12 protein-coding genes are annotated in these 11,347 nt (G+C 46.2%); 4 read left to right on the forward strand and 8 right to left on the reverse strand.

Going from position 1 to position 11,347, the window contains the following annotated elements:
- Nucleotides 1-434 precede the first annotated feature (434 nt).
- Nucleotides 435-1,361: a hypothetical protein gene (locus tag B3O33_RS12545; protein WP_292362054.1), complete on the reverse strand. Its 927-nt coding sequence runs from the start codon at nt 1,359-1,361 to the stop codon at nt 435-437.
- Between the two features lie 95 nt (nt 1,362-1,456).
- Between B3O33_RS12545 and ubiD the strand changes: the two genes are divergently transcribed.
- Nucleotides 1,457-2,941, forward strand: coding sequence for a 4-hydroxy-3-polyprenylbenzoate decarboxylase (gene ubiD / locus B3O33_RS12550; RefSeq protein ID WP_292362055.1), 1,485 nt, complete (start codon nt 1,457-1,459; stop codon nt 2,939-2,941).
- Here the strand turns inward: ubiD and B3O33_RS12555 are convergent.
- Genes B3O33_RS12555 through moaD form a run of 3 tightly spaced genes read right to left on the reverse strand, consistent with a single transcriptional unit; the run spans nt 2,930 to nt 3,993 of the window.
- The gene (locus tag B3O33_RS12555) at nt 2,930-3,319 is read right to left on the reverse strand and encodes an MAPEG family protein (protein ID WP_292362056.1); all 390 of its coding nucleotides are present in this window, start codon (nt 3,317-3,319) and stop codon (nt 2,930-2,932) included. The genes ubiD and B3O33_RS12555 overlap by 12 nt on opposite strands.
- Nucleotides 3,320-3,328: 9 nt before the next feature.
- Entirely contained in the window at nt 3,329-3,763 is a 435-nt protein-coding gene (locus B3O33_RS12560; protein WP_292362057.1) for a molybdenum cofactor biosynthesis protein MoaE, read from the reverse strand.
- Between the two features lie 2 nt (nt 3,764-3,765).
- On the reverse strand, nt 3,766-3,993 hold the full coding sequence (gene moaD / locus B3O33_RS12565) for a molybdopterin converting factor subunit 1 (protein WP_292362058.1): 228 nt from the start codon (nt 3,991-3,993) through the stop codon (nt 3,766-3,768).
- A 45-nt stretch (nt 3,994-4,038) separates the two neighbouring features.
- Between moaD and moaC the strand changes: the two genes are divergently transcribed.
- From moaC to B3O33_RS12580, 3 genes are all read left to right on the forward strand, one after another.
- Entirely contained in the window at nt 4,039-4,518 is a 480-nt protein-coding gene (moaC, locus tag B3O33_RS12570; RefSeq protein WP_292362059.1) for a cyclic pyranopterin monophosphate synthase MoaC, read from the forward strand.
- Nucleotides 4,519-4,659: 141 nt separating this feature from the next.
- Nucleotides 4,660-5,988 carry an OprO/OprP family phosphate-selective porin gene (locus tag B3O33_RS12575; protein ID WP_292362060.1) on the forward strand — a complete coding sequence of 443 codons (1,329 nt, stop codon included), beginning with the start codon at nt 4,660-4,662 and terminating at the stop codon, nt 5,986-5,988.
- Nucleotides 5,989-6,285: 297 nt separating this feature from the next.
- The gene (locus tag B3O33_RS12580; protein ID WP_292362061.1) at nt 6,286-7,611 is read left to right on the forward strand and encodes an OprO/OprP family phosphate-selective porin; all 1,326 of its coding nucleotides are present in this window, start codon (nt 6,286-6,288) and stop codon (nt 7,609-7,611) included.
- Nucleotides 7,612-7,638: 27 nt separating this feature from the next.
- Here B3O33_RS12580 and B3O33_RS12585 read toward each other — a convergent pair whose 3' ends face one another.
- The 4 genes from B3O33_RS12585 to B3O33_RS12600 form a co-directional block, all read right to left on the reverse strand.
- Complete coding sequence (locus B3O33_RS12585) at nt 7,639-8,439, reverse strand: molybdate ABC transporter substrate-binding protein (protein ID WP_292362062.1); 801 nt, start codon at nt 8,437-8,439, stop codon at nt 7,639-7,641.
- Between the two features lie 23 nt (nt 8,440-8,462).
- Complete coding sequence (locus B3O33_RS12590; protein WP_292363749.1) at nt 8,463-9,809, reverse strand: di-heme oxidoredictase family protein; 1,347 nt, start codon at nt 9,807-9,809, stop codon at nt 8,463-8,465.
- Complete coding sequence (locus B3O33_RS12595) at nt 9,806-11,095, reverse strand: ABC transporter substrate-binding protein (RefSeq protein ID WP_292362064.1); 1,290 nt, start codon at nt 11,093-11,095, stop codon at nt 9,806-9,808. Before B3O33_RS12595 ends, B3O33_RS12590 begins: the two co-directional genes overlap by 4 nt.
- On the reverse strand, nt 11,095-11,347 hold a 253-nt coding region (locus tag B3O33_RS12600; protein ID WP_292363751.1), incomplete at its 5' end, for a TonB-dependent receptor. The genes B3O33_RS12595 and B3O33_RS12600, both read right to left, overlap by 1 nt.

Consider the following 11,347-nt stretch of genomic DNA (forward strand, 5'->3'; position numbering starts at 1 on the left):
TGAGATAACCATTTTTATCGGCAACACAAAAGGGGATTTAGGGAGTGGCTGTAGGTTGGGCTGAATGCAATGAAGCCCAACAATCTTGACGTGAATTTTAATAATGTTGGGCTTCGTAAACTCAGCGCCAACCTACGAAAAGCGTTGATAATGTCCTTATGCGAAGCCGAGCATCGCAAAGCTGCTCGTATCAGCATAACGGTTGTTTGACCGAAGCGACAAATTTGTCTGGAACAAATTTGGACGCCGGACGCGCTAAAAGGGTGAGTGGCATGGATGCCATGAATCAGACAGGCAAGTTTCTATTCCTGACAAAAAGTCGCTACTCGTCACCATATAACGGGATTAGGGGGCTTATAATAAAATGACCGAACACCTGTTCTTTTCTCCCTGATTCACTTTGGCAGTGCATCGGATAAACTTAATGATGTGAACTACATTATTGAAAATACTTTATTAGGGTCATATAAAAACCGTTTATAAGCTTCCAACCTCAATAGCCATGCAAAATAAGAGGATTCTGATGCGATTCCATCAGCTATTGGATGTAACGCTACAAGACCGGCTGAGTTAGTAAAGTGGCCATGTTCTTTTACAGCATGACATACTTTAGATGCGCCAGAGTTTGGGAATGGCCGCTTGCCATCATAGATATGATGAATACTCCAGCCATGGCCATTATCACGAATTGGTCTTTCACCTCCTGCGAGCAAAAAAGCCATAATTGCTGGACCATTTGAACGACGGTCAGGAGATATACCAGCAGTTTTTAAAGTAAGTAATTGCTCATTGCTGTAAACATGAAATTTTTGACGTACAGCATCAGGCATGAAAATAATTTTATTTTTAGGCCATTTAATAAATGAATCAGGTTTTTCAAAATAGACTTTATCTATTATTTCGTTGATATATTCTTCATCAGGTTTTTTGAGCTTCCTTTGAATTAAACTCGGTATGCTAAATCTCGTTTTATGATGAAAAACAGTCGCCCTAAAAATTTTTTTTAGATTTTCTCCGGTATTTTCAGATGGCCAAGTTGATTCTGGATTGTTCGAATGTTCAAGAGAATGTATTTTTGTGTAGTCCTTTTTTAGAGATTCTATGTCGGTAATTAATCGAATTGTTCCAAAGCCGTACCCTGATCCAGATAGTTGAAATCCATCTGGATACATATCGGTGAATAAAAAATTGCTTGTAGTGATATTGCTGAAACCTGGAGTACTGTGGAATCTACAAGTAACACTCAATGATTTATTTATACTTTGAATATCACTGATCGTTAAGTGAATTAATGTTCCACCTTCTTTGTATATACCTTCCCGATTTACAAAGCGATGTTTAATATCCCTATCACTCAACACATCATTTCTACCTGTTTTGAGATGAAGTCCAATCTTATCAAACTAATTGGTAAAGCTGTTAAGCTACAACTAATTCAATAAAAACATCTAATAGAATGAAATACACCGACCTAAGAGACTTCATCACCAACCTGGAAAAACAGGGAGAACTAAAACGCATAACAACCGAGGTAGATCCCCACCTAGAGATGACGGAGATTTGTGATCGGGTATTGCGTGCTGGTGGTCCGGCGATTCTGTTTGAGAACCCGAAGGGTAGCAAGATTCCAGTATTGGCTAATCTGTTTGGTACACCTAAACGGGTGGCGCTGGGCATGGGTGAGGATTCGGTTGAGGCGTTACGTGAAGTCGGCAAGTTACTGGCTTTTCTAAAAGAGCCTGAACCACCGAAAGGTATGAAAGACGCCTGGGATAAGTTGCCGATCTTTCGTCAGGTTTTGAATATGGGCCCGAAGGTGGTGAAAAAAGCCCCTTGTCAGGAGCAGGTGATTGAAGGCGATGACATTGATCTGGGTGAATATCCAATTCAACTGTGCTGGTCGGAAGATGCGGCACCTTTAATTACCTGGGGTTTGGTGGTCACCAAAGGGCCGCATAAAACCCGGCAGAATTTAGGTATTTATCGGCAGCAGGTTATTGGTAAAAACCGGGTGATCATGCGTTGGTTATCGCATCGTGGTGGGGCACTGGATTTTAAAGAATGGCAGCAAACGCATCCTGGCGAACCGTTTCCAATCGCTGTGGTGCTGGGCTGTGATCCGGCGACTATCTTAGGTGCGGTGACCCCCGTTCCAGACACGCTTTCTGAATATGCGTTTGCTGGTCTGCTACGCGGTAGCAAAACCGAGTTAGTGAAATGTATCGGCAGTGATTTGCAAGTGCCTGCCCAAGCCGAGATTGTATTGGAAGGCTTTATCTACCCGGATGATATGGCACCGGAAGGGCCGTATGGTGATCACACGGGTTATTACAATGAAATCGACAGCTTTCCGGTATTTACCATTGAGCGAATTACTCAGCGTAAAAACCCGATTTATCACAGCACTTATACCGGTCGTCCACCTGATGAACCGGCGATTTTAGGTGTGGCACTCAATGAAGTATTTGTACCGATTCTGCAGAAGCAATTTCCAGAGATTGTCGATTTTTATTTGCCGCCCGAAGGCTGTTCATATCGGATGGCCGTGGTCAGCATGAAAAAACAATATGCCGGTCATGCCAAGCGGGTGATGATGGGTGTCTGGTCATTTTTACGGCAGTTTATGTATACAAAATTCGTTATCGTCGTCGATGATGATGTGAACGTGCGCGATTGGCAGGATGTGATTTGGGCCATTACCACACGGATGGATCCGGCTCGGGATACGGTTTTAATAGAAAACACGCCGATTGATTATCTGGATTTTGCTTCACCGGTATCAGGGCTTGGTTCCAAAATGGGGATGGATGCCACCAATAAACTGCCCGGCGAAACCAACCGCGAGTGGGGCAGGCCAATTGAGAAAGATCCGGCGATTGTCGCTCGGGTTGATGCGATTTGGTCAGAGTTGGGATTGGATGACGACGACTCAGCCCGGTAATTGAATACCGACAAAAGCCAACAGATTCAACACGGCCATAATGATCAGCAGCCAGATGGTGAATTGCATACCAATAATCCGTCGGGGAATGATGGCTTTTCTGACGCCATTGGCGTGAATCATTCGACCGATAATAAACAGGCTGCCCAGTGAATGAATTAACCAGGCTGGTCCTTGACTGAGTTCCAATAGTAATAACAGCAGCAAACCAATCGGCAGATATTCAATGGCATTGGCATGGGCGCGAATGGCCGCGAGTAAATCCTGATGTCCGCCATCGCCTAAAGCCACTTTATGTTGCCTTCGCAGGCCGATCACATTGCGAGCTAAAGTGACTACCATCAACGCAGCCAATGCGGCATAAATTCCGGTAATCATAGTCAGCTCCTATAAACCGTCGGTATTGGATTCCACCCAGCGTTCGCCACTCGGGTTCTGTTCTTTTTTCCAGAACGGCGCTTTATATTTCAGCTCTTCAATCAGCCAGTTGCAGGCATCCAGAGCGGCACGGCGATGGGCTGACCAGCAGCCGATTAATACTATGGCTTCACCGGGAAACACTTCACCGACGCGATGCACGATCAAACAATCATTTAACGGCCAGTCGGTTTTAGCCTGTTTTTCCAATTGTTCGAGATAACGCTGAGTCATGGCGGGATAATGTTCCAGCGTCATGGTTCTGACGGTAGCGTCATCATTATAATCACGCATGGTTCCGATAAAGCTGGCGGCTGCGCCATCTCTGCCCGCAGGCATCTGCTGCGAAAACTCACTGAGCCATTGATAAGGCTGAAAGTCTTCATCGAGAATATGCGTGGCCATAATTAACCTCCGGTGACCGGTGGGAAAAAAGCGACCTCATCACCGTCTTTCACCTGACTTTGCATATTGGCGTAGTCAAGATTAACGGCGACCAGCAGATTATTGGGGGGCGTGGCGGACTGGGTTGCCAGATCCCAGACTTCGGTAACAGTAGAGGCCTGTTCTACCGTAGTCTCACTCTGTCCCAGACTTTCACGCAGACTGGCAAAAAATTTGACTTGAATAGACATCTGGTTGATTGTTTCCTTGTTTAAAACATAAGGATAACACCCAAAATGGCAGAGTTAACGCATTTTAATCAGGCCGGTGAAGCGCATATGGTCGATGTTGGCGATAAAGCCGTGACACAGCGCAAGGCCATCGCTACTGGCCGGATTATCATGTTGCCGGAAACCCTGAAATTGATTGAGCAGGGCAATCATAAAAAAGGGGATGTCCTGGGCATTGCCCGCATTGCCGGCATTATGGCGGCCAAACGCACCTCGGATTTGATTCCACTGTGTCATCCACTGGCGTTAACCAAAGTATCTGTCGAGTTTGTAATGGATGCAGCTAATAATGCCGTGAATTGTCAGGCTGAAGTCGCTACCTCTGGCCAAACCGGAGTGGAAATGGAAGCACTTACTGCGGTACAAGTGGCGCTGTTGACTATCTACGATATGTGTAAAGCCGTGGATCGCGGCATGGTGATCACCGATGTCTGTCTGTTGGAAAAAGCTGGCGGTAAATCCGGTCACTGGCAACGTTTTGTTTAAAAAACGTTGCTCTGTCCACAATGTAATTTTCAAAATTAAGTTTGAATTCAGTATCTGTCCTCTAAACTACGTATAGGAATTTTTCCTATGTTCGAGAGGGTATAACCTCCCGATCAGTTCAACTTAATGCTGAGTTCATTTATGCCTCATTTGATTTTAAAACTGGTTTTCGCCGTGTTTCTCGCTTTGCCTATGGTCAGCCAAGCCTCAGAATTACGCCTATTGATCGATATGTTGCATGAAAATGGCATGGTTAGCGAAGAACAATATGGTCGTTTGTTAGCAGAGCTGGAACAGAACCAACAGAAATCAGCAAAAGAAAAACAGGAAATTGTCGAAAAACTTGAATTAGCCACGCAGCCGCCGGAAGTGGAAGTCACTACTAAAGGTGGCCTGCGTGTCAGAACGACCGATGGTGAGTTTGAGACCCGTTTACGTGGCCGTTTGATGATCGATGCAGCCGATTACAAAGGCGATCCGGAAATGGGTGATGGCACCAATATCCGCCGTGCCAGACTGGCCTGGACCGGACGTATGTATCGGGATTGGGGTTTTCAGCTTGATTATGATTTTGCCGACGGCGGCAAAATGCGTGATTCATTTATATCTTATCTGGGGTTTGAAGATACCCGTTTACGGGTAGGTCTGATGGAGATCCCGTTCCAACTGCAATACCGTAGCAGCTCCAGTAACTCGCAATTGATAGAACGTAGTTTATTGGGTGCCTTTGGTGGCGATCGTTATATCGGTGTTATGGCCGATACCAAAAAACAGCACTGGACTGCTGCCGCCGGTTTGTTTGGCGAAACAGCGACCCGGCAGAATCCGATTGTCGATGAAGGCTGGGGAGTCGGAGCCCGCTTTACGGTTGCTCCGATTAATAACGAAAAAGATAAATTACTGCATTTTGGTATCGCCAGCATGTACCGCAATGTTGAAGATGTTGGTGTCATCGAGTTCAGTGATGAACCAGAAGCCAGAGTTGCCGGCAATAATATTGTTGATACCGGTGAGATTTTTAATACGGATAGTTTTACCCGTTACGGCGCAGAGTGGGCGATGATAAATGGTCGGTTGTCGGCGCAATCTGAATATGTATTAACCACCGTTGAACGTAGCAGTGCTGACGATTTGAAATTCAGCGGCTGGCATTTCCAAACCGGCTTCTTCCTGACCGATGACTCATTAAATTACCAGCGTGGCGATTTTGGCAGCCCTTCGCCTAATAAGCGTTTAGGCGATGGTGGTATCGGCGCGTGGGAATTAACCTTGCGTTACAGCAGCCTGGATCTGAATGACAAACTGATTGATGGGGGGGAAATTCAGAACATCACGTATGGGGTGAATTGGTATCCGGTACCGATGCTGAGGTTTTCAGCCAACTACATTGATGTGCTGAACGTCAGCGGGGGACCCAATGATGGTCAGGAACAACGTATCTTTCTGGTGCGAAGTCAGTGGGCTTTTTAGACAAATATTACAATTGCTTAAGGCGCTTCAATAACGAATGTCACTGCTCACGTTACCTATATTTTTAAGAGAAACGAATTGTGGTGTCAATAACATAAAATTAAAGCGGATTCTCACTAAATTTAGTTAATATATTCATTAAAAACAATGGATTAATTTATTATAAGTATTTATTAAGTAGTCCATCACAATTATTAAAAATAAATCTGTTTTTAATAAAAAAATAATTAAGAAGATCCCGGAATGTGACGATAATATTACAGAATTTTTATCGTATCCATTTTGAGGGACTTTAACATGCTATCTAAAAAACACCTGTTGGCGGCCGCCATAGGTTTATCTCTGAGTTTTTCCACCCAGGCCTCCGAGCTGGAAACACTGATTAATATGCTGCACGAAAACGGCATGGTGACCGATGAACAATACGGTCGGTTAATGGATGAACTGGCAGAAAACAAAAAAACCAATGAACAACAACAAGCCGAGCTTGATGAAAAGCTGGCTGAAGCGACCAAACCTTCTGATGTAGAAATATCCACAAATGGCGGGTTAACACTGAAAACCCGCGATGGCCAGTTTTCAACCAAAGTCGGTGGCCGTGTTCAGGTTGATGCTGCTACTTATGGCGGTTCGCCGGATATGGGGGATGGAACCGATATCCGGCGTGCCCGGTTATATCTCTCAGGTACTTTATATCGTGACTGGGGATATAAACTCGAATATGAATTTGATAATGACAGTATTACGGATGCGTTCATTAGTTATAACGGGTTTGAAAACTATCAAATCATGGTCGGTAATTTTAAAGATCCGTTCAGTCTGGATTATATGATCAGTGCCAATAACACCATGTTTATGGAACGTGCTTTACCCACAGCCTTTAATGCCGGACGGCATATCGGCGTGATGGGCGCTCGTAATAGTCAGTATTGGACATTGGCAGCGGGTGTGTTTGGTGACACGGTTAGTAATACCGGCGGTGATGAAGATGAAGGTTGGGGCTGGAGTTCACGTGGCACCCTGTCGCCAATCAATGAACCCGGTAAACTGCTGCATTTTGGTCTGGGTTTAAATTATCGTGATTTGCAACCGAGTAATGAAGTACGTTTCAGTCAGGCTGCGGAATCCAATGTTTCCGGTGTGCGAATTGTTGATACGTCAGTGCTGGATAATGCCGACAGTATGCTGAAATCAGGTCTGGAACTCGCCACGGTAATGGGGCCTTTTACTGCCCAGGCAGAATATATCCGCGCCTCAGTGGATCGTGACAATATCAGTGATGCCGACTTTGATGGCTGGTATGTGCAGAGCAGTTATTTACTTACCGGAGAATCCCGACCTTATAAAAACGGCGTATTTGGTGGCATTAAACCTAATCGTCGCCTGGGTGATGGTGGCATCGGTGCCTGGGAAGTGGCCATGCGATACAGCTCACTGGATTTGAATGATGGAGCGATTAATGGCGGCGAAGCCGATTCAATGACGCTGGGTCTGAACTGGTATCCGGTGCCGATGTTACGTTTCTCAGCGAATTATGTGCATGTATTGGATATTGACGGTGGGCCACTCTATGATGGCAAGAAACCTAATGTGTTCCAGGTTCGCAGTCAGTGGGCTTTCTAAAATATAGCCTTAACCATCAATAACGTATTACTTAGCAGTAAAGCCATGGCGATGTAATCTGCTCTGTCCTTCGGGGCTGAGCAGATACATCGCCAGTTTTTGGGTTGCAGCCGATGCACCATGACGGATAATCAGTCCATATTCCGCGCCGACTGAAAGGTTTTCTGGCAGTTGGATTATCTGCAGCTCAGGCAGCTCTTGTTGGGCCAATACCGCATTAGTGCAATAAGTCAGAAATACATCCACGTTGTTTTGTTGCATTACCCAGGCATATTGATTTTGGTTTTCCGGAGCTTTGGGGCTGTCTGGTCCGCCAGTCAGTTGCTGGGCTTTGTTGCTCAGTAACTTTAAACTACCCGGATGACTCTTTTCGGCTTGGTGAAACAGTTCCCAGGCATAGTCACCACTGGGATCGGATTTTGGTGTTGAAGTCCCTAACCGGATATTTTTATCGAGCAGCGTTTCCAAAAAATTGTTGGTGGTCAGTTCAATTTCAGGTTGAGCCAAGGCGCACAGTTGATTCCGGGTCACTAGCGTTACTGTTTCTCCCCAGCCTTGAGCGGCGAGAGTTTGTGGATGTGACATATTCGCCGAGACAAAGATATCAACATTTTCCCCAGTTTCAATGGCTTCTCTTAAGATCCCACTCGGTCCGAACTGACTGGTAATCGCAATACCATGCTGTTGTCTGTACGCCGTCAATACTTCGCCGAGAGCAGTTTTCAGGCTACCTGCGGCATATAGCGTTATGCCCTCAGCCCTTGCCGTATTGAGTGGTGCAATCATCATTATCACCCAGAATATTCGCAACATTGTTTGAGTGGTCATGTGTGTTTTCATCATCTTTTTTTCTACAAAGCGTTGAGAAATTGCAGTAAAGCATCACGATCCGCTTTAGGCATAGTGATCACCGCATCTCGACTCTTTTGAGCTTCACCGCCATGCCAGAGAATAGCTTCCAGCAAGGTTGTGGCCCGACCATCATGTAAATATCCGACCTTGTCACCAACCTTTTCTGCAAGCCCGATTCCCCATAATGGTGACGTTCGCCACTCCGATCCTCTGGCGCCATTATCAGGACGATGATCGGACAGTTCTTCCCCCATATCATGCAAAAGAAAATCGCTATAAGGTGCTATAAGTCGATTGGCAAATGCTGCAGGTTTGGCTGTTAAAGACGTTTTGAGCTGTGGACGATGACAGGCTGTACAACCTGCCTCGTCAAATACTGCTCGACCCCGAATTACTTCAGGTTCAGATTGATCCCGTGGCGCCGGCACGGCCAGAAACTGTAAGTAAAAACTCACCGCTTGTAATTGTTCTGCTGTGAGTTCCGGCTCACCCCCCGAAACAGCTTGCTGGCAGTCAGTTTGAACGCTACTGCAGTTTTCTTCAGGAAATAATGCTGATGTGAGACCTAAATCCGCCTGAAACGCACTGGCAATTTGTTCATCTAAAGTCGCAATATTGGCTTTATAGCCAAACCGTCCCACATGCCGGGTTTGTCTCGCTTCATCGATTATCCAATTTACTCGTCCGGAAATGCCATCCGCATTTTTATCATCAGGATCCTGCCAGCTGAGAATTTCCTGTTTATCAATCATCTCAATCAGTCCCATTCCCACTAAAGCCGGGCCAATCCGTGCTGATGTCAGTACCTCACCAAACTCACCATAGCCAGGATTGACCAGCTGAATCGATGGTTTCCGTATAGTGAGCGTTTCACCCTCACTGAGTGTGATGCTGGAATATTCATAATGAACTTCGGCTCTGCCCTCTGCGGGCACACCGGGGACAGCAAATTCCTGTAATTGCCCACCGTAAACCGGGTGTGGTTCGCTATGAAAAGGATTCTCGCCCGGAATACTAAGTCGGACCAGCATCGAACGCATTTTTTCTGTCGGACCATCGGGCGCCCGGCCACGACCATTTCCGGCATGACAGGCTAAGCAGGAAATGCTGTTATACAGTGGTCCCAGGCCATCAATTTCTTCATCATTTGATGGGGCAATCACCCACATCTGATTAAACAGACTGCGACCAGCGGCAAATTGTCCGAGTTGCTGATCACTATTCAAAAATGGCATCGGCATGGATAATGCGCGGCGACTTAGCTCAGTGGTTTCCAGTAAATCCTCGGCATACACACTTTCTGACAAAACTACGCCCATATAGATAAGGGCTATCAGACGGATCATGGTTTGGAGGTTAATTGCGCCAGCATAGTGAGGGCTTTGTCATATTGCCTTTCAAATGACTGGGCAAGCTCGGATTTAAATGCCTCACAGTTTTGCTGTTTTTTGTCATCATCATGACGTTGGGCACAGTCTTGCAATACCACGTTATCCATTGCCGGTTCTTCTACTGGCCAATGCTGCAAAAGGCTTTTTATTTCAGCTAATGCTGCCAGTTGTTCGGCATCTGCGTTTTGCTGCAATTGATGCCATTGCTGCCAGGCCTGTTTTAACTTGTCATGCTGCAGGGTAATCGCCGCATCAAATACCACGGCGTTGAACTCACGTCGTTGCAATCCTGTTTGATAATCATATTGATGGCGGATATTGCCGGCAAATGGGTTCTGCATTTTTGACGCCTGACTGTAAACGCTGGGGCGAACCGGTAATTTGCGTAAATCGGGGTGCAGTAATAACGATTGCCCTGGCTCGGAGACAATAAAGTCAACAAAGGTATTCGCTGCTTCGGGCTGAGTGGTGACAGATAAAATGCCAATGTGAGCCGGATTAAAAGCCGTTTGTTTCGGGTAGATAAACTTGCCATTGGCCCCATTGGCAATACTGGAGGCGGCAAAAAAATCCATGGTAAAAGCGACTTTGGCCTGACCTGCTAAAACCGCTTCGGTGGTGAACATGCCACCACGCCCCATTAAATGGCTATTGGCGGCAATCTGCTGCCATTGATTCCAGCCGCTTTGCCAGCCTTCAGCCTGTAATAGCTGATCGATAAGCATATTGGCAAAACTGACTTCGGATGGAATCGGTAACGCGATATTGTCCTGCCACTCAGCTTCCAGAAGATCCTGCCACTCATCGGGAACGGCCAGTCCGGTCTGTTTCAGTTTTTCTGGTTCAAAGAATAAGCCGTATCCGGCGACTTCCGTTGCAATGAAATAACCTTCTGGATCCGATATCGCTGTTTCACCCAGCAATATTGGCAAACCTTCACGGTTTGTTTTGAGCTGTGCTAATTTTCCATGCGCTTTTAAGCTCAAAAAGGTACGTACGGAAGGCATCCAGATTACATCAACCTGTTCAGATTCCTCTTGCAGCAACATTGACAGGGCATCATGCGGTCTGCGCCACAGAATATTCAGTTCGATATCGGGGTGAGCCTCTTCAAACGCCTGCTGCATCACCATGACCACGGGTTGTGGGTAGCTGGTCATCACATTCAGTGTGACGGCTTTTGCCGCTCCGGAGAAGATCAGCAAACCGGTCAGCGCGAAAAAATGCAGATTTTTCAGCATTAGAATTGATAACTCAGATTAGCGTAATAAGTGCGGCCTGCTTCCGGGAAGCCTTCCTGATAGCCGTAATTTTTATCAAACAGGTTTTCAATGCCCATTCTGGCAGTCACACCCTTATCAAAAGCATAACTGGCGCGAAGACCGGCAATGGTGAAGGCATCGGCTCGACGTTCACCATCGGTCGTGGTGTCACGTTCGCTTTCATATTGGCTAGTGGCCGATACGCTGAATGGTTGGGTAATATGCCAGGTG

It is taken from the genome of Methylophaga sp. UBA1464, from assembly GCF_002325665.1.
In the GTDB taxonomy this organism is placed as follows: domain Bacteria; phylum Pseudomonadota; class Gammaproteobacteria; order Nitrosococcales; family Methylophagaceae; genus Methylophaga.

Excerpts from the sequence above, each read along its gene's own strand:
- B3O33_RS12575 (WP_292362060.1), top strand. The coding sequence starts at position 4,660 with ATGCCTCATTTGATTTTAAAACTGGTTTTCGCCGTGTTTCTCGCTTTG.
- B3O33_RS12555 (WP_292362056.1), bottom strand. The coding sequence starts at position 3,319 with ATGATTACCGGAATTTATGCCGCATTGGCTGCGTTGATGGTAGTCACT.
- B3O33_RS12580 (WP_292362061.1), top strand. The coding sequence starts at position 6,286 with ATGCTATCTAAAAAACACCTGTTGGCGGCCGCCATAGGTTTATCTCTG.
- B3O33_RS12560 (WP_292362057.1), bottom strand. The coding sequence starts at position 3,763 with ATGGCCACGCATATTCTCGATGAAGACTTTCAGCCTTATCAATGGCTC.
- moaC (WP_292362059.1), top strand. The coding sequence starts at position 4,039 with ATGGCAGAGTTAACGCATTTTAATCAGGCCGGTGAAGCGCATATGGTC.
- B3O33_RS12590 (WP_292363749.1), bottom strand. The coding sequence starts at position 9,809 with ATGATCCGTCTGATAGCCCTTATCTATATGGGCGTAGTTTTGTCAGAA.
- B3O33_RS12595 (WP_292362064.1), bottom strand. The coding sequence starts at position 11,095 with ATGCTGAAAAATCTGCATTTTTTCGCGCTGACCGGTTTGCTGATCTTC.
- moaD (WP_292362058.1), bottom strand. The coding sequence starts at position 3,993 with ATGTCTATTCAAGTCAAATTTTTTGCCAGTCTGCGTGAAAGTCTGGGA.
- ubiD (WP_292362055.1), top strand. The coding sequence starts at position 1,457 with ATGAAATACACCGACCTAAGAGACTTCATCACCAACCTGGAAAAACAG.
- B3O33_RS12585 (WP_292362062.1), bottom strand. The coding sequence starts at position 8,439 with ATGACCACTCAAACAATGTTGCGAATATTCTGGGTGATAATGATGATT.